Annotated in this window: 11 protein-coding genes; 1 reads left to right on the top strand and 10 read right to left on the bottom strand. The window is 51.5% G+C overall.

Annotated elements, in window-relative coordinates; genetic code table 11:
• Positions 1-1,237: 1,237 nt before the first annotated feature.
• The 8 genes from GCWU000325_RS08965 to secD all read right to left on the bottom strand — a co-directional run bounded on the left by GCWU000325_RS08965 (position 1,238) and on the right by secD (position 12,476).
• Positions 1,238-1,654, bottom strand: coding sequence for a hypothetical protein (locus GCWU000325_RS08965; protein WP_006256153.1), 417 nt, complete (start codon positions 1,652-1,654; stop codon positions 1,238-1,240).
• Positions 1,655-1,865: 211 nt separating this feature from the next.
• Complete coding sequence (locus tag GCWU000325_RS08960; protein ID WP_006256152.1) at positions 1,866-3,071, bottom strand: DNA recombination protein RmuC; 1,206 nt, start codon at positions 3,069-3,071, stop codon at positions 1,866-1,868.
• A gap of 64 nt (positions 3,072-3,135) precedes the next feature.
• Positions 3,136-4,365, bottom strand: a complete 1,230-nt coding sequence (locus tag GCWU000325_RS08955) for a 3-deoxy-D-manno-octulosonic acid transferase (protein ID WP_006256151.1) — start codon at positions 4,363-4,365, stop codon at positions 3,136-3,138.
• Between the two features lie 112 nt (positions 4,366-4,477).
• Entirely contained in the window at positions 4,478-5,995 is a 1,518-nt protein-coding gene (gltX, locus tag GCWU000325_RS08950; RefSeq protein ID WP_006256150.1) for a glutamate--tRNA ligase, read from the bottom strand.
• Between the two features lie 200 nt (positions 5,996-6,195).
• Positions 6,196-6,699, bottom strand: coding sequence for an outer membrane beta-barrel protein (locus GCWU000325_RS08945; protein ID WP_006256148.1), 504 nt, complete (start codon positions 6,697-6,699; stop codon positions 6,196-6,198).
• A 46-nt stretch (positions 6,700-6,745) separates the two neighbouring features.
• Positions 6,746-7,285 carry an outer membrane beta-barrel protein gene (locus GCWU000325_RS08940; protein WP_006256147.1) on the bottom strand — a complete coding sequence of 180 codons (540 nt, stop codon included), beginning with the start codon at positions 7,283-7,285 and terminating at the stop codon, positions 6,746-6,748.
• Positions 7,286-7,289: 4 nt separating this feature from the next.
• Positions 7,290-7,652 (bottom strand): hypothetical protein, encoded by a 363-nt coding sequence (locus GCWU000325_RS08935; protein ID WP_154646633.1) that lies wholly within the window; start codon positions 7,650-7,652, stop codon positions 7,290-7,292.
• 1,947 nt (positions 7,653-9,599) lie between these two features.
• Positions 9,600-12,476: a protein translocase subunit SecD gene (gene secD, locus GCWU000325_RS08925; RefSeq protein ID WP_006256144.1), complete on the bottom strand. Its 2,877-nt coding sequence runs from the start codon at positions 12,474-12,476 to the stop codon at positions 9,600-9,602.
• Positions 12,477-12,931: 455 nt separating this feature from the next.
• On the opposite strand from secD, the gene GCWU000325_RS08915 reads away from it, so the two are divergent.
• Complete coding sequence (locus GCWU000325_RS08915; protein ID WP_006256139.1) at positions 12,932-14,530, top strand: T9SS type A sorting domain-containing protein; 1,599 nt, start codon at positions 12,932-12,934, stop codon at positions 14,528-14,530.
• A gap of 1,388 nt (positions 14,531-15,918) precedes the next feature.
• Here the strand turns inward: GCWU000325_RS08915 and GCWU000325_RS08910 are convergent.
• A complete protein-coding gene (locus tag GCWU000325_RS08910; RefSeq protein ID WP_006256137.1) occupies positions 15,919-17,484 on the bottom strand; it encodes a YifB family Mg chelatase-like AAA ATPase in 1,566 nt (521 codons plus the stop codon).
• A gap of 42 nt (positions 17,485-17,526) precedes the next feature.
• Complete coding sequence (locus GCWU000325_RS08905; RefSeq protein WP_006256136.1) at positions 17,527-18,528, bottom strand: TlpA disulfide reductase family protein; 1,002 nt, start codon at positions 18,526-18,528, stop codon at positions 17,527-17,529.
• Positions 18,529-18,590 lie beyond the last annotated feature (62 nt).

The raw sequence follows: 18,590 nt of genomic DNA, 5'->3' as shown, positions 1-18,590 counted from the left end.
TCCTGACGAACTATTCAATCAATTTGAACGCACAATGCCTCTCCCTTAAATAATCCCATAAAACTCATCCCATACTCGGCATAAATCGAACCGCCGCACGCTTCCCGCTCCAAATAACTCCACCGCGCCCCGCACTTACAATATCAAAGGTTTAAAAACCAACCCCGCCACCCTATTCCAGCGCCCGCAACCCCCGCAAATAACCCCATTACATTACAATTATACGCGTTCAATTTCCAAACCCTATGCACACCATCTTATTCCTGCATCCGCACGTTTGCAAATAATCTCATCGCGTCCCACACTTACAATCTCAATGGCTTAAATCTCATCCCCTCCATCCTATCTCCTACCAATTCCGCCTTAAATAACCCCATCGGGGTTAGTCTTTTGGCAGGGCAGGGTTAAAGCGGTAACGCTTTAACCCTGCCTAACGCGCATCAGCATTAACAACCCCTTAGGGTTGGTCTTTCAAAAATATCCAATGATTGACATGCAACGTAAACAAACCCAATTATAATTCGCATGAGCAACGACTTATGTCGTTAGTGTCCGGGTTGCCGCTTCGCTCCTCAACCCTGCCACGGTGAAAGACCAACCCCTGATGGGGTTGCACTAACTGCCATCTGTTTATCCGGGGTTAAATCGCTACGCAACTTAACCCCGGCCTGCCAAAAGACCAACCCTAAGGGGTTGTTGACGCTATTAATCGATTCTATGTCCAGCCTCGTGCGCAATCCTTTACACAATAGACTCGCCCAAACTAAACTTATGAATCATTCCATTCAATTTTTTGACGCGGCAACTCAGTAATTAATCTATCTAAGCCAAAATTCAAATACACAGTAACTTACATAATCATCGCCGCCCTATTCCCCGCAAATTCTCACTTCAAATAACCCCATCGGGGTTAGTCTTTTGGCAGGGCAGGGTTAAAGCGCAAGCGCTTTAACCCTGCCTAATGTACACCGACATTGGCAACCCCTTAGGGTTGGTCTTTCAAAAACGTATGATGATTGAAATGTGGCGTAAATGGGATGAGAAACGCTACTATTTATCCCCTTTCTAACCATAAAAAACAGCGCGAACAAACCGATGACGGCTTATTCGCGCTGTTTGTGCTCACGATAAAAAGAGCTTACCCTCGTGAGAAAAAGAGCTTGCGCTCACGATAAAAAAGGTCTGCGCTCACGAGCGTACATAAAATTGTTGGGAATCGCAGCCCTTCAAGGAAGGTTTATTGCTCTACAATTTCGACTTTCTTGTCTAAAGTTTCAAGTTTAGCCTTTAGTTTCGCAATCTTAGCCTGCATTTTGGTCAATTTTTTTTGACTCTTCGCGAGCTTCTTATTGATCGCTTTGGTCTCTTTGAGCTTTTTAGCAACCTTCTTTGCTTCTTTTACGGTGCTTGCAGCATCAGTAGTGTTGAAGTCGGTCGTCATAACATTGGCCGAAGCGTTGACAGTAGAGGCTTTGGCGCTTAATTCCGCGTAATTGGCTTGTTCTTTTGCGTATTTAATCTCTAATTTGTTCAACTTAGCCGTCAAGTTTAAGACTTGCTGTTGTTGTTTTAAGTTGTCTACTTTCGTTGCACTTTGGCTAAAAGCTGATAAGCCAAACATTGCCATAATGCAAATTGCTAAAATCTTCTTCATTTCTGTGTTTGTTTGTAAATTCGCTGCAAACTTAGTGTGAAAAACAATAGGTCGCAAACTATTTCCTAACAAAATTATAAATTGTCCGGCTTTTTAGGGGGTGAAATATGTATTCTGCTAAATTCAGTACAATAAATCAGTGATGAAAAATGAATGCCCATAAGTTGTCGTCCGATGCTTGTCGGCATAGGATTTGGAACTAAGCATCGGCTTAGGCCTCGTCGTCGTCCGCCGTTGCGTCGAGCAGGGCATCGGGCATTGAGCGCGCGGGCGTCAGGCCTTTCTCGCGCCAACTTTCGAGCCGACTGATGATATTGCCGCGGCCCGTTGTGAGGCGCTTTTGCGCTTCTTCGTAAGAGGAAGTGAGGGTTTGAAGATTGTCGCCCAACTTTGCGAAACTTTCCGCAAAGAGCGTGAACTTGTTGTAGAGTTTTTCGGCCGAGGCATAAATATCTCGCACGTTGGCCGATTGCTTTTCGCTTTGCCAAAGGTTGTACGTCAGTTGCAAAGCCATTAAGAGATTGGTCGGATTTATGAGGATAATTTGTTTGCGATAAGCTTCCATTGACAAATCGGGGGCACTGCTGACGGCAGCAACGTAAGCTGCTTCGTTGGGAATAAACAGCAGGACATAGCCGATCGCACCCGGCACGAGTTTATCATAGCGCTTTGCCGAGAGTTCGGCGATGTGCTTGCGCACAGATTGGAGGTGCTCCTTCATAAAGCGCGCCTGCTCGACCTCATCCTCCGCATTGACGTAGTTGACATAGGCGGAGAGCGACACTTTCGCGTCGATGATCAATTCGCGCTTGTCGGGGAGGTGCACAACGACGTCGGGGCGATAATTGTCGCGTTGCTCGTCTTTCACGTTTACCTGCGTGTCGTATTCCTGCCCGATGCGCAGGCCCGAAGCCTCGAGTAAGTCGGCCAGAATCCCCTCGCCCCAGTTGCCTTGCACCTTCGTATTGCCGCGGAGTGCGCGCGTGAGTTCTTCCGCTTGCTTGCCTACGGTCTGCGTTTGGCGAATGAGTTGCTCAATATTGGTGCGCATCGCCACGTTGCCCTCAGTAAAGCGATCATAAAAGCGCTTAAGGTCGGCATCAAAGGGATGTAAGAGGGCGCGCAGGGCCTCCGTGTGGCGGTGTTGCAGGGATTCGCTCTCCGTGCGGGCGAGGTCGGAGGCGATGGCGTGAAACTCCTTCTTCAATTCTTCGGCTTGGCGGCGTGCTGTTTCGGCGGCCTGCACGCGCTCGGCTTGCAAACGGGCTTCGGCCACGGCCTTTTGCGTCTGCATGTCTTGCAGTGCGCGCTGCAATTCCGCACTGCGGGCATCGGTAGCGGCGCGGGCGGTGAAGCGACCGGCGAAATAGCCGGCGGCAAGGGCCAGAAAGGCCACGAGAATAAGAATTGGGGTCATGGGATACAATATATAATCGTGCGCCGATGCGACTCGGGCAACTGAAATCGGTATCGGGCGGAACTTAATGCGACTCGGGCAAGAGTGCTGCTTGATATACTTTGTCGGCAGCGCCGGCGTTTTCGCGAATATAGGCGCCGGAGATCTCGCCGGCCTTACGCCGCGCCTTGTCGTCGTGCAGGAGTTCGTCGAGCGTGCGATCTACGTCGGTCTGCGTGCGCACTTCGCGACAACCGCCCGCAGCAAGGAGTTCGCGCGCCTCTCTGAATTTTCCATTATTCGGCCCAATGAGGACGGGAAGTCCATACACGGCGGCCTCCGGTACGTTGTGAATCCCCACACCAAAGCCCCCGCCAACGTAAGCTACGGCGGCATAGCGATAAATGGAAGCCAGCAGGCGATAGCAATCAATAATCAGGCAGTCGGCCGTGGGAGCGGCTTCGGCCGTAGTTTGTGTGTAGCGCAGGGAGGGGCGCTGAAGGCGGGCTTCAATCTCTTGCAAATGGGCCTCATTCACGACATGGGGCGCTAAAATCAAGAACGTGTCGGGGTGCGCGTTGAAATAGTTGATCAGCAACGCTTCATCGGGAGCCCACGTACTGCCGGCGACAATTACTTTCCGACCGCGGGCAAAGGCTTCAGCAATCGGAAGCGATTTGGCTTCGTGCATAATGTCGACAACGCGGGCAAAACGCGTGTCGCCGACAACGCTGACGCGATGAACGCCAATCGTCTTCAGCAGTTGCTCAGACTTGGAGTCTTGTACAAAAAGGTGGGTAAAGCGTTTCAGCACTCTTCGGTAGCTAAATCCATAGCCGCGGAAAAAAATCTGCTTCGGGCGAAAAATACTTGAAACACTAAAGACCGGAATATTACGCCGAGAGAGGGCGTCAATATAGTTGCGCCAAAATTCATACTTGATGAAGAAGGCGCTTTCCGGACGGGCGAGGCGTATAAACTTGCGGGCGTTGAACGGCGTGTCGAACGGAAGGTAACAAATCACATCAGCGCCGGCGTAATCCTTTCTTACCTCGTAGCCGGATGGGGAAAAGAAGGTGAGAAGAATCTTCCTGTTGGGCTGTTCTCGACGCAGGCGCTCCATTAGCGGACGCCCCTGCTCAAATTCGCCGAGCGAGGCGGCGTGAAACCAAACGTAGTGCGCGCCATTTATCTGCTCGCGCAAGATACGCCAGGTGTTGCGATGGCCACGCATCATCTGCTGCGCCTTTTTATTGCCGCAAAGCGCGGCAATATTGACGCAAAGCATATAAAAATAGATGGCGAGTGAGTACATTTTATTTGTCGGCTGACAATTTTGAGGTTTCCGGCGCATCCGGCGCCCGCTGCGGTCGCGAAAGAAAGCCGCAGGACGCTGGCAGCGATCTTTAGAGCGCCGGCGGCGGGCTTTAACCCAGTATTTCGATGGCGCGGCGCATACGTTTGAGCGTCTCAGCTTGTCCGAGGAAGGACGAAATCTCATACATGTGAGGACCTTTTCCCTCGCCGACGAGCGTTAGTCGCCACGCATTCATCACGTCTCCCATTTTATAGTCGTTTTCGGCCAGCCAAGCGTTGACGGCCTCTTCTTGTGCAGCCATCGAGAAGTCGGAAAGCGCCTCCAACAACGCGGCAAGTTCGCTCATTTGTCGTGCACTGAAGTCCTTCCAACGCTTTTTGGCGGTCTTTTCGTCGTAAGTTGTGGGCGCGACGAAAAAGAAACTACACAGCGGCCACAATTCTTTGACGAAATTGACGCGTCCTTTCATCAGCCCGACCACGCGGACGACGCTTTCCATTGGCGCCTCGATGCCGTTGTCGCGCAAGATGTCGGCGAAGGTCGGCGCCAGTTTTTCGTCGTCGCTGTTTAGGATATATTCGTGGTTAAACCATTGCCCTTTGACGTAATCAAACTTCGCGCCGGCTTTAGAACATTTCGTCAAGTCGAAAAGTCGAACAAGGTCGTCCATACTCAGCAGCTCCTCGTCGTTGCCCGGATTCCAGCCGAGCAAGGCCAAGAAATTCACCACCGCCTCCGGCAAGTAGCCGCTCTCGCGATAGCCCGACGAGGTCTCGCCCGTTTTTGGGTCTGTCCATTCCAGCGGGAAGACGGGGAAGCCCAGACGGTCGCCGTCCCTTTTCGAAAGTTTCCCTTTCCCATCCGGCTTTAAGAGCAGCGGGAGATGCGCGAAGCGCGGCATCGTTTCCTCCCAGCCGAGCGCACGATAAAGCAAGACGTGCAAGGGCGCGGAGGGCAACCACTCTTCGCCGCGGATCACGTGACTGATTTCCATCAGATGATCATCGACAATATTGGCCAAATGATAAGTAGGCAAGCCGTCAGCGTTTTTATAGAGCACCTTATCGTCCAGAATCGAAGAATTGATGACCACATCGCCACGGATAATGTCGTTGACGTGAACATCTTCGCCCGGTTCAATCTTGAAGCGCACTACATAATTAACGCCCTCCTGCAAGAGGCGCGCCGTTTCGTCCGCAGGAAGCGAGAGCGAATTGCGCATTTGCATACGCGTAGAAGCGTCATACTGAAAATTCCGTATCTCCCCGCGCTTCGCTTCCAGCTCTTCGGGCGTATCAAAGGCGTAATAAGCCTTGCCTTCCTCGAGCAATTGATCGACGTAGCGGCGATAGATTTCGCGTCGTTCGCTTTGGCGGTACGGTCCATATTGACCGCCGAAACTTACCCCTTCATCAAAGTTGATGCCGAGCCATTTGAAGCTCTCCAAGATATAGTCTTCGGCCCCCGGAACAAAGCGATTGGAGTCCGTGTCTTCGATACGAAAAACGAGTTTCCCGCCATGCTGGCGAGCAAATAGGAAATTGTAGAGCGCCGTGCGCACTCCGCCGATATGAAGCGGCCCTGTGGGACTGGGAGCAAAGCGTACGCGTACTTCTCGTGCTGACATACTGCAGGTTTTATTCTAAAATGGGTAGAGACGCGCGCAAGAAAGCAACCCCAAGGGTTGAAGGCGCAACGATGTGGGCCTGTTTGTGCACAAGGCCGACAAAGATCGGCCCGCACAAGTCGCGACGACTCGTGAAATAATCACGCAAAAGTAGGCATTTTTCTGCTTTTGCCCAAAGTTTGCTCCGCAAATAGCCGCACTTAAAAGGTATAGCCAATGCCCACCATCAAGCGGTCGAAGTCGGGATGTGTAATATAATAGCGGAAAGTCACATCCAAGTGCTTGAAAAATTGGATGCCGACTTTCGGCACCAAGACCGGATGGAGGTGCATCCCATGGCCAAAGACACCCTTCCCAAAATTATCAAAAGAAATACCGGTACCAAGGCCCACGTAAGGGAGTACTTTTTTCGTCTTCAAAGGAAACAGGTAGTTTACTCCGGGTACGATGGCCAATGTGGAGGTTTCTTCAATGGATGTGTCGAGATTTGAAGCACACTTTTCGCCATGCAAGCCTAAATCTACGTTAATACGATCCGTCAATCGGTAACTCGCATTAAGATAAATGCCGGGATAGCTCAAATCGTTGCATCCCTTTTCGATAGGAATGGGATAATTTAGGCCTAAGCCAAAGCGAAATTTGCGTTGAGCTTGTGAGGACAACACGCAGAGCGTAAACAGGAGGAAAATGATGTTTCTTTTCATTGCTTATGTGGCTTATGGAGATGTCGTGGCCCTGCTTTAGTCGCACTTAAAACGTATAACCAAGCGAGAGCGTCAGGCGGTCAAATTTCTTATCCGTGATATAATAGCGCGCCGTCAGATCTAAATGTTTGAAGAATCGAACGCCGGCCATCGGCACTGCGACGGGGTGGAGCTTATGTCCGTCAGAAAATACGCCGTCTTTGATATTGTCAAAGGAAAGGCCCAATCCCATTCCGACAAAAGGCAACACTTTGGGCGTCTTGAGCGGAAATGTATAATTCGCGTTTGCCACAAACGACAAGGCGTGCGCATCGTAGCAGAGCGAAGTCCCATCCGGTTCGTGGACTACGTAAGATGGCTCGTCCAAGCTCGCCGTTAGGCCCACGTCAATTCTATCTGCCAGTCGGTAAGTTCCATTTAAGTAAACGCCAAAACGTGTTTCGCCGGCGGTATAACGTTCGATGGGCAGCGTGTAGTTTACGCCTGCGCCGAAGTGAACCTTTCGTTGCGCCTGCGCCGTCAGGAAGCAGAACGAGAGGAGTAGAAAAGTGAGTGCCTTCAGTTGAAAAGTGTGTGTGCGTTTCATAAGATTATGCGGTTTTATGTCGATTTTTAGATAGGATATAAGGGATTGTTTGCCCCTGTTTCCGTTTTCGAAGCGCCGAGTGTCCGGTGTTTGCGCGCAAAGGTAAATAAAACAAAGAAAAAGTGCCCCGCCCTACTCCCATTTTCTCTAAAAAATGAAATAAAACGTTGGTAAATGCGTTGCTCTCGCCCACCGCTGTACGCTTCTTTCCTGCCGTGACGCGCCGCTCTCCCGCTGCGGCATCCCTTCCTTTTTCTATCGCATCCCCCTTTCCCGCCGTGGCATTTTTCCCTCTCGTTGCGCTATTCCTTTTGTCCGTTGCGTTACTCCTCTCTCCCGCCGTGCTTCTCTTCTTCCCTGCCGCCACACGCTTATAGTTTGCTGCAACAGGCCCTTTTCCCCGCCGCGGCATGCTTCCCTCTCACCCATAAGCCGGAAAGTCTTTGTGGCGTCTCCCCTAAAATGCTCATACAGCTCCTTCGTATGCGCTGCTGAAGACGAAAGACTTGAATGCGGGCAACGAGCCGTTGTTTTGGCCTTTTTACGTATTGGCAGGTTGATGCAAAACGTTTTGCGGCGCGCCTCTTTTCTCTCCACACTCGCCCCACGCCGCAAGTTGCAACGAGACCGGCTCTACTCCCCTACCCGCTCTCCGAGTGGCGGCGCTGTTTGTCGGAAAATGTTGTCCTCGAAGTTTTGCCGGAAACTTATTTCGCCTTGATATTGCGCGCCTTTATGCCCATTCTAAGCATCGCACGCCTCTCCAATTTGGTTTACGCTCGTGAGGGTAGACTTTTTTTCTCGTGAGCGCAAACCTTTTTTATCACGAGGGTAAGCTCTTTTTATCGTGAGCGCAAACAGCGCGAATAAGCCGTCATCGGTTTGTTCGCGTATTTTTTATGGTTAGAAAGGGGATTTTGAGCATCGTTAGTTTGTCATTTTTCGTTGCGTTTCGACCATCGGATGTTTTTTGAAAGACCAACCCTAAGGGGTTGTCAATGCGGGGACGCGTTAGGCAGGGTTAAAGCGTTGTCGCTTTAACCCTGCCCTGCCAAAAGACTAACCCCGATGGGGTTATTTGAGGCGGAATTGATGGAGAATAGGAGGTGCGTGTTGGTTTTTGAACCTTTAGTATGGTTAGATATGAGATTAGATGGGATGCTTTATAGGTAGAAGGATGTGAGTTTTGATTGGAATGATTAGTAGGCTAAATCGAGTGCGCAAGCATTACAATGATGGCGAGCCCATAATTCGACCTCAAAGCGTTAAATGGCGACAACAACCCCATCGGGGTTGGTCTTTTGGCAGGCCGGGGTTAAGGCACAACGTGGCTTAACCCCGGATGAAGCGAGAGAAACGAGAGCAACCCCATCAGGGGTTGCTCTTTCATTGTGGCAGGGTTGAGGAGCGTAGCGGCAACCCGGCCACTAACGACGCAAGTCGTTGATCTCGTCCATTATTATTTGGAGGGTATCCATTGCGTACCGATTCGCGGACGTTTTTGAAAGACCAACCCTAAGGGGTTGTCAATGCGGAGACGCGTTAGTCAGGGTTAAAACGCGAGCGCTTTAACCCTGCCCTGCCAAAAGACTAACCCCGATGGGGTTATTTGAGGCGGAAGACGTAGGCATTCAATATGATTGATTAGTAGGTCAAATAAAAGGTGCATACACACAATGACAGGGCAGGCATAATTCGACCCCGATGCCACAGATAGCGACAACAACCCCTTAGGGTTGGTCTTTTGGCAGGCCGGGGTTAAGGCACAGCGTGGCTTAACCCTGGATAAGCAAGCATACATAGTGTGCAACCCCTTAGGGTTGGTCTTTCACCGTGGCAGGGTTGAGGAGCGAAGCGGCAACCCGGCCACTAACGACATAAGTCGTTGCTCATGCGAATTATAATTGGGTTTGTTTGCGTTGCATGTCAATCATTGGATATTTTTGAAAGACCAACCCTAAGGGGTTGTCAATGCGGGGACGCGTTAGGCAGGGTTAAAACGCTGCACATTTTAACCCTGCCCTGCCAAAAGACTAACTCCAATGGGGTTATTTGCGGCGGGAGGCGTGGGCGGCGCGGATTATGTGAAAATCGGATTGAATTTGATGAGGTATTATCAATGATCAGAGACGAATCGTTTGAAACAAAAACATTCAAGGCCGCACGTTGCGAGGAGGGCTTGGGACACGATGCCCGACCGAGAGAGACTTTCGCTTGGGGATAAAAGAAATTCGCCTGCTCAATGAAGAGCAGGCGAATGATATGTTGGTTGTTTCTTTATCGCACCTCGAACAGCGGGAGCGAAAAGGGGGACTTACGCCTTGGCTACTGCGGCCTCAACAACGCGCTTCTTGCCTAATGTGCGGAAAGCGATGGGCGCTGCGAGGAAGATGGAAGACAGTGTGCCGAAGATTACACCCAGAATCATTGCGAAAGCAAAGCTGCGGATGCTGTCGCCACCTAAGAAGAAGATGCAAAGGAGGACGAGCAACGTCGTAGCTGAGGTCATAATCGTGCGGGCCAAAGTCTCGTTGAGCGAATCGTTGAAGAGGCGCTCCGTTTCTCGCTTCGGATAGAGTCCTAAGTTTTCACGAATGCGGTCGAATACAACCACTTTGTCGTTGATAGAGTAACCGATGGCTGTCAAGACCGCTCCGATGAACGTCTGATCCACTTCGAGGGAGAACGGCATCCATCCCCAGCAGATAGAATACATACCTACGATGATCAAAGTGTCGACTGTGAGGGCCAATACTGAGCCTATGGAGAAGGCTACATTGCGGAAGCGGGCGAGGATGTAGACGAAGATGGCGATCAGCGAGAGGATGACGGAGATAATCGCACCCTTGGCCATATCGGCTGCTACTGCGGGGCCTACTTTCTGGGCACTTACGATCGATCCGCCGGTGCGGTTTTCGCGATCTTTAAATGTCTTGTAGTCGGCAGTGATGAGTTTGCCTTGCTTTAATGCTTCGTAGACGGTTTTCTCTACTACTTCGTCGGCGTCTGCTGCGTCGCTGTCGATCATGTAGTTGGTCGTGAGGCGCACAGCGCGTTTCTGAGCCGTTACGACCTCGATGGCGCTAATCGTAGCGTTGGGGTCTTTGGCTTTAATCACACGCTCTACGGCTGCATCTACTTTCTCAGGCGTGATGGCTCTGTCTTCAAACTCGATGACGAAGTTGCGACCGCCCGTAAAGTCGATACCCTTCGACAGGCCGCGCGTAGCAAGCGAGCCGATGCAGACGAGAACGATCAAACCGAAGACGATCATGGCCTTGGGCGCGTTCTTCATCAAACGGAAATGGGCGTTGGTGAGGAAATTGCGCGTCAAGGGGGTTGAGAAAGTGAGGCCTAACCAGCGCTCGTGGTTCATCTGACGTTCGTAAATCATACGTGAGATCCACACGGCTGTGAAGAAGCTGGCGCAGATACCGATACCGAGCGTCAAAGCGAAACCGCGGATAGGACCTGTACCGAAATTGTAGAGGATAATCGCGGTGATGATTGAGGTGAGGTTGGAGTCGAAGATGGCCGAGAAAGCGTTTCCGTAACCGGCAGCAAGGGCTGACTTGATGTTTTTACCGTTGCGCAACTCTTCTTTCGTACGCTCGTAGATCAATACGTTGGCGTCGACGGCCATACCTAAGGAGAGGACGAGACCGGCTATACCGCTCATCGTCAAAGCTGCTTGGAAGGAAACCAAGACGCCGAACGTGAAGAAGAAGTTGAGGACCAAAGCGATGTTGGCCACCATACCGGGGATGATACCGTAGTAGCAGCACATGAAAATCATCAACAAGATGAACGCTACAATACAAGAGTAGAGTCCGGCTTGAATGGAGGCTGAACCTAATGAGGGACCGACGGTTTCTTCTTGGACGATGTTGGTCGGTGCAGGCATTTTACCGCTCTTGAGCACGTTGGCCAAGTCGCGCGTGTCGTCGGTCGTGAAGTGGCCTGAGATTTGCGACGTGCCGCCGTTAATCTCGTTCTGAATAACCGGTGCACTGTAAACGTAACCGTCAAGCACGATGGCTACCGGCTGGTGCAGGTTCTTCTTAGTTATGTTTGCCCATTCGCGCGATCCATCATTGGTCATTGTCATAGAGACAATCGGACGGTGATATTGGTCGAAGTCGTCCTTTGCATCAGCGATTACGTCGCCTTGAAGCGCAGGTTGTCCGCCGTTAGAGCGGAGCGCGTAGAGCGCAAATGCTTGCCCCATCTCCGGCTTTACGCTCCAGTGGAGTACAAGGTCGGCCGGCAATTTGCTCTTCGCAGCTTCGCTATATATAATATTATCTATAGCTGCCGTGTCTTTGGGAGCTGCGTAGCCTACGATGCAACCTTGCGGGTTGGTGTTTTGTTGGCTGAGCATCTGGAAGAGAGGCTTGCCGCTCTGCTTTTGTTGCTGTGTAGAGTCGGACGCAGTTCCGATTTCGTTGATGCTTTGTAGTGCGGCGTTGATCTTATCCAGTGTATAAGTCTCCCAAAATTCGAGGTTGGCACTACCTTGCAGCAACTTGCGCACACGTTCCGGTTCCTTGATACCGGGCATTTCGACCATAATCTGACCGATCTGACCTTTACCGCGAAGGATTTGGATGTTAGGCTGCGCAACACCGAAGCGGTCGATACGAGAACGAACGACTTCGTTTGAGTTGGCCACGGCTGCGTCTACTTCTTCTTCGAGCGCCTTTTGCACTTGCGCGTCCGAGGAGTTGAACGTAATGTTCTTTTCCTTGAGTCGTGCGGCGAAGAGCGCGCCAAGTTTGCCCGCACCGTTGGCTTCGGCGTAATCCTTTACGAAGAGCTCAACAAAATCTCCGTCGCCTTTTTTATAACCTTCGCGTGCTTGGTCCACTGCTTTTTGGAAAGCAGGTGCTTTGGCGTTGTCGCCGGCCAAGTTCTTCACTACATCAGGCACCGAAACCTCGAGGATGACGTTCATACCTCCTTTAAGGTCCAAGCCCAATCCGATCTGCAACGACTGACATTCTTTCAGCGTCTTCCAGTTCAAATAAACCTTCTCGTTCATCATCGAGTCGAGGTAAGCCTTGCCGGCCACAGGGCCCATAGCTTCAGCTTTTCTCTCGTAATGATTGGTTACGAAGGAAAAAGAGAAATAGAAGAGGCAAATCAACGTTAGCAGAATAGCAATTGCTTTAACAAATCCTTTGTTTTGCATTTGTCGATTTTATTTATTGATTTGATTTTTGCTTTGGTTTTCCGAAATGTTGCAAATAGCATGCAAATATACGGTCTTTTTTCAACAGAGCAAGCGCTAACGAATAAAAAAGGCGCGCCTACGACAGCTTTACGCCATCGTGTGCGCTTTGAAAGATGCGTTTTAGCCTCTTCTTTTGGAGCGTTTCCCTTTTATTTGGTGCTATTCTGCTGTTGCTTTACAGCGGCGCAAGTCCTTTTTCGCATGGAATGAGTTCTGCTTCTCGCCCAAACTATTCCACAGCTCACATTTTAGTTGCTAAAAATTGTGAGAATCTTCTTCAAGTTTGTATATTTGCGTACAGAAAAGGCATGTCGACTTCGCATTGTTGTCCGGAAAACATTGCCGTCGCAGCGATCATAAGCCAATTGCCCGTTCTTAGTAGATAACATTGGTTTACCTTAACCTAAATTTTTATGAGTAGGAAAAGTTTACTTCTTATTTTCGCCCTATTTATGGGCCTGAGCAGTCTGTTTGCTCAAGAACAAAAGCAGCTCGCGCTCGTCGAAGAGTTCACCAACACGAGTTGTGGTCCTTGTGCCGGTTTCGCGCCTTACTTAGATGCCGCCCTTCGTAAGACTGTCGGCAAATGCGTGGCCATTAAATACCACGTAAGTTTCCCCGATCCCGCCGATAAGTTTTATCGTTGCGACCCGCAAAACTTCAATGCTCGCCGTTTCTACTACAACGTCAACGGCGTGCCCAGCTGGTACGTCAACGGCGTCAAGCGCAACGCGGAACGGGACGAAGCTAAGCTCACGAGTTACATCAACTACGGCTACAAAGAAAACAGGCCCGTCAAGATCGATGGTTTAATCAACATCAAAGACCACAAACTCACCGTCAGTGTCAACCTTACGGCCCTCGAAGAGATCAACGACGAAAAGATGCACCTCTTCGTCGTGCCCATCGAAGAAGAAGTCAACTGGACGACGCCCGCCCGCAACGGCGAGAAGGAATTCTATTTCTGCGCACGTAAGATTCTCCCCGACGGACAAGGCGCTTCCCTCTCCGGAAAGCTCTTTAAGGGCCAGCCTTACACGTATGAGGTCGACTGGGCCATCAAAAATTACGCCAATGAGCAGCAGTTGGGCGTCGTAGTATTTGTACAAGACGACACCAATAAAAAAGTTGTGGGTTGTACATACTTCCCCTACCCCCACAACGAGGCAGATGCAGCTCGCATCCTCGAAGTAAAAGGCCTTCCCGACGACATCTGTACGCCCAACCTCACGGCTACGGTCAGCTTCTGCAACCAAGGCAAGAGCCACCTCAAATCGGCTACCATCAATGTTAGTGTTAACGGTAAGACGCAACAGACACCGTGGACGGGCGACTTAGATGTTTCGCAGCAGACGACCATTACAACGCCCGCCTTCACTGATTTCGAACTCAACGAAAAGACTTACGAAAACAAGGTGGCGATTTGGCTTAGCGATCTCAATGGTTCATCGGAAGTAACGCCTAAATATGAACTCATTTTCAAGTCTGCACCCACGGCCAACAATGCTGTGCGCCTCAATTTCGTGACTGACAACAAGCCCGAGGAATCTTCTTGGAAGCTCTTCAACTCTTCCGGCGACCTTGTTCAAGAAAGTGAGCCGATGACGGAAAAGCAGAAAAATTACAGGACAATGTTGAAGCTCGAGCGCGACGACTGCTACTCTTTGGAGTTCTACGATAAAGGCAAAGACGGCATATCAGCCGGCTACTTCCGCTTAGATGAAGTAGGCGCCGACGGCAAAACGAAGCGCATCAAGCAAGATCGCTACACCGGCGAAATGTATGTCACGCACTTCCTGTTGAAGAATTGCAGTACCGTAGGTGTTCGCGTCGTAGAAGTGGCCGACGACGCACAAGTCGTGTTGACCAGTCTTGACGGTAAACTCGTTCGCACTATGTCATACGGCACATTCCGCACGCTGGATCGCAAGACGCTCCAACCGGGTGTTTATGTTGTGAAGATAAAGAGCGGTGATGAAGAATTAACGCAGAAAATATCGATCACGCGTTAACGCTTCGCCTCATGCTAATCCATAAGCCTGCCTTTTGGGGCAGGCTTTTTTGTATCCCCTCCCCTGCTCTCGCGCCCTCCGTCTTAAATAACCCCATCGGGGTTAGTCATTTGGCAGGGCAGGGTTAAAATGTGCAGCGTTTTAACCCTGCCTATCACGCACCTGCATTGGCAACCCCTTAGGGTTGGTCTTTCAAAAACATCCGCAAGTCGAATCGCAACGGAAACAAACCCAATTATAATTCGCATGAGCAACGACTCACGTCGTTAGTGCCCGGGTTGCCGCTCCGCTCCTCAACCCTGCCACGGTGAAAGACCAACCCCTGATGGGGTTGCACTCGTTTCCATCGCTTTATCCGGGGTTAAGCCACATCGTGCCTTAACCCCGGCCTGCCAAAAGACCAACCCTAAGGGGTTGTTATCGCTATTGGCCACCCTTTATTGTTGATAACAAACATTATCGTCTAAGAGAGAACTTACCGACGACCATTCTAACGGGGTTGTTGTCGCTCTTTATTGAATCGATGTCGGATCTCGTGCGCAATTCTTTACAAAACAGACTCGCCCAAACTAAGCTTATGAGTCATTCCAATCCATTTTTTAACGCGGCCTTGCCGCAAACGATCTATCGAAGCCAACATACTCTTCGCATGCAACTTAAAACTAACCCTGCCGCCCTATTTCCACGATCACACAATTACAAATAACCCCGCAAAATCCAACCTTGCCCACGCTTACGCCCAAACGTTAATCCTGCCAACCCATTTTCGCCACCACACAATTACAAATAACCCCTCAAAATCCACCCCTACGCACGCTTACGCCCAAACGTTAACCCCGCCAATCCACCTCCACAACCACACGCCTGCAAATAACCCCATCGGGGTTAGTCTTTTGGCAGGGCAGGGTTAAGGTGCAAAGCGGCTTAACCCTGCCTAACGCACCGCCGCATTGACAACCCCTTAGGGTTGGTCTTTCAAAAACATCCGCAAATGGGGTTTTTAGCGCTGAAATATTGGGGAATAAACGCTCCACATTCAGCGCGGGGCGTTTGCGCTCACGATGATAAAGGTTTGCGCTCACGAGAACAAAGGTTTGCGCTCGTGATAAAAAGAGCTTCACCTCACGATAAAAAACGTCGGAGGTGGGAAATGAGCGTGGAATATCGGGTGAAAATGTGTGGGATAACGGGAGGAATAAAGAACCTTATTCCAATTTTGACAATGGGTAACGAAGGGGTGGGGTGTGCTTACGGACGCTGCAGCGCTATGGAGGCTACTTCGCCTTTTGGCAACGAAGGGGCGGGATGCAAAAACACGCGATGCGGCCCGCTGAGGTCGAATATGGGCGATGGAAAATGCAGGTGAAGGGTGGGCGATGGCGACAGGCTTAAAAACTTTCGCCCCAATCGGCGCGGTCAAGGTTGCGATAGCTGACGGCTTCCGCAACGTCGTCGAAACCGATCTGATCCCTGCCGGCCAAATCGGCGATTGTGCGCGCCATTTTCAAGATGCGCTCATAGGCGCGGGCCGAAAGGTTGAGTTTTTTCATAGCTCCCGCCAATGCGTTTGCACCGGCCGCGTCGGGTTGTGCAAACTGCTGAATCTGCGCCGCAGAGAGTTGCGCATTGCAGTGGAGTCCCGGAATGTCTTTGTAGCGCTCCGTCTGCACGTCGCGCGCCTTGATGACGCGGGCGCGGATACTTTCGCTTCGTTCGCCCGAAGGTGCGCGCTGCAATTCTTCAAGCCCGACGGGCGTAACCTCAAGTTGTAGGTCGATACGGTCTAATAGCGGCCCCGAAATCTTGTCCATATAATGCTGAATCTTGCCGGGCGGGCACGTGCATTGGTGGGCCGGGTCGTTGTAGTAGCCACAAGGGCAGGGATTCATGGCTGCTACGAGCATAAAAGAGCAAGGTAGCGTGGCGGCATAGCGCGTGCGGCGTATCGTAATCTCACGATCCTCGAGCGGTTGGCGGAGCGTCTCGAGCGCCGACCGGCTAAACTCGGGGAGTTCGTCAAGGAAAAGAACGCCGTTGTGGGCCAGCGAAATCTCGCCGGGGCGCAGCGTCATACCGCCGCCAATCAGTGCGACGTCGGATATGGTGTGGTGCGGACTGCGAAAAGGCCGGCGCGCTATGAGCGACGTCTCTGCCGGCAGTTCGCCCGCAATGGAGTAAATCTGCGTAGTCTCCAAGCTCTCCGCCAAAGTCAGTTGGGGTAGGATAGAGGGGAGGCGTTTTGCCATCATGCTCTTGCCGCATCCGGGCGAGCCTACGATCATCAGATTATGTCCACCTGCGGCGGCCACTTCAAAGGCCCGCTTGGCTGCAACTTGGCCCTTGACGTCGGCAAAGTCGAGCGGATAGGCCGTTTGTGCGGCATAGAAATCGGCGCGCGTATTGACCGCTACGGGCGTTAAACTCAGGTTGCCGTTGAGCGCGTCGACCACTTCTTTAAGCGTCTTCACGCCGTAAACTTTCAAGTGATTGACGACGCCGGCTTCACGCTCGTTGGCCTTAGGCACGAAGAGCGCCTTAAAACCCTGCTTGCGCGCCTCGATGGCTATGGGCAGGGCGCCGCGAACGGAGCGGATCGTGCCGTCGAGCCCGAGTTCGCCGACAAAAGCCACCTCATCGAGGCGGTCGGCCTTGACAATGTCGGTCGTCTTCAAGAGGCCCACAGCCAGCGGCAAGTCGAAGCCGCTTCCCTCCTTGCGTATGTCGGCCGGTGCTAAGTTGACCGTCACGTTCATCCGCGGCAGTCGGAAAGCCGAATTGGCCAGTGCGCTCAGTACGCGCTGCTTGCTTTCGCGCACAGCGTTGTCGGGGAGTCCGACCATAAAGAAGGTTGATTCCGTTCCGTCGCCGCCTTTCGTCAAAAAGGCATTCACTTCGAGCGTTACGGAGATGGCTTTTAGTCCGTTGAGCGCAGCACTGTTGATTTTGGCAAACATGAGGTTTTTCTTAAGATTTCAGGCTGAAAAAATGCGTGGGTTTTAGTGGACGACAGACTGCAATCGAGCGTCCCATTGACTGACGGGGAGGTCGCGTGCGACGATGCGGCCGTCTGTATTGATGATGAAGCCCGAAGGCACGCTGCGCACGCCCAGCAGTCGGGCCAACGGCGTTTGAAAGACCTTGCCGTCGCAGACGAATGGGCCGGTATAGCCTAAAGATGCAACATATTTGCGCGTGTTTTCAGGATCCGGATCAAGACTGATGGCGACGATGTTTAGCCGATTGGCGTATGTCGCCTGCAAGCGTTGCGCTTCGCTGAGCGCGGTCGAACTCTCGCTGCTCCATAAGCCGCACCAGAAAAGCAAGGTGGGCTTTCCGGTGAGCGAGGCACGCGAGAGAGTTTTTCCGGCGAGCGTCTGCACAGAAAAATCAGGGAATGTACGCCCCACGGCGTAGGACTTGAGTGGGCGTAAGGCGGCATCCAGCGTGACCAAAGCTTTACTTTGTGGGAGGCCTTTACGCAATAAGTTGAGCAATTCGAGGGCCACGGTGGCGTCGGTCGCGTCGTTGTCTACGTAATATTTGTAGTAGAGTGCGAGTCCGTCCAAACTTTTGGCGTGATCTCTAATATATTGCGTGGCGGCCATCAGTTGGTCGCTTTTCGTTTTCTTGACTTGCCGCTGCCGAAACTTGGTCAGGCGCTCGTTGAGTTCGCTTCCACTGATGTCAACTTCGTCTAAGCGTCCTGCATCTCCGTCGATTTTGATCGTGGCGCCGGGTTCGCCGATGAAGGTCGTGGTCGTAGCGTTAGGGTAGAGGATTGTTAGCAGGCAGGCTTCAGGCAATTCTTTCTCCAACTTAAACTTTCCGCCGCTGATCGTAATGGTATCGGGCTTTGAAAAGTCGCCTCCTTCGGCGTAAAGATAGCATTCGGCCTTGTCGAGGTGTTTTAATTTTCCCTCAATTCGGATGCGGCCCTTCCCCGGCCCGCAGGCGGTGAAGAGAACCAAGATGAAGAGTAATGAAAAGCTGATCCGCATAAGTGCACAATGGGAAAAATGCAGCCTCTCTACACACCCGAATCAACTAAACCGCGGATGGC

This window comes from Alloprevotella tannerae ATCC 51259 (assembly GCF_000159995.1).
In the GTDB taxonomy this organism is placed as follows: domain Bacteria; phylum Bacteroidota; class Bacteroidia; order Bacteroidales; family Bacteroidaceae; genus Alloprevotella; species Alloprevotella tannerae.
This window is presented reverse-complemented; position numbering and strand designations above follow the sequence as displayed.

What these genes read in the sequence shown, in the direction of transcription:
- GCWU000325_RS08965 (WP_006256153.1), bottom strand. Translation starts at nt 1,654, where the DNA reads ATGAAGAAGATTTTAGCAATTTGCATTATGGCAATGTTTGGCTTATCA.
- GCWU000325_RS08960 (WP_006256152.1), bottom strand. Translation starts at nt 3,071, where the DNA reads ATGACCCCAATTCTTATTCTCGTGGCCTTTCTGGCCCTTGCCGCCGGC.
- GCWU000325_RS08955 (WP_006256151.1), bottom strand. Translation starts at nt 4,365, where the DNA reads ATGTACTCACTCGCCATCTATTTTTATATGCTTTGCGTCAATATTGCC.
- gltX (WP_006256150.1), bottom strand. Translation starts at nt 5,995, where the DNA reads ATGTCAGCACGAGAAGTACGCGTACGCTTTGCTCCCAGTCCCACAGGG.
- GCWU000325_RS08945 (WP_006256148.1), bottom strand. Translation starts at nt 6,699, where the DNA reads ATGAAAAGAAACATCATTTTCCTCCTGTTTACGCTCTGCGTGTTGTCC.
- GCWU000325_RS08940 (WP_006256147.1), bottom strand. Translation starts at nt 7,285, where the DNA reads ATGAAACGCACACACACTTTTCAACTGAAGGCACTCACTTTTCTACTC.
- secD (WP_006256144.1), bottom strand. Translation starts at nt 12,476, where the DNA reads ATGCAAAACAAAGGATTTGTTAAAGCAATTGCTATTCTGCTAACGTTG.
- GCWU000325_RS08915 (WP_006256139.1), top strand. Translation starts at nt 12,932, where the DNA reads ATGAGTAGGAAAAGTTTACTTCTTATTTTCGCCCTATTTATGGGCCTG.
- GCWU000325_RS08910 (WP_006256137.1), bottom strand. Translation starts at nt 17,484, where the DNA reads ATGTTTGCCAAAATCAACAGTGCTGCGCTCAACGGACTAAAAGCCATC.
- GCWU000325_RS08905 (WP_006256136.1), bottom strand. Translation starts at nt 18,528, where the DNA reads ATGCGGATCAGCTTTTCATTACTCTTCATCTTGGTTCTCTTCACCGCC.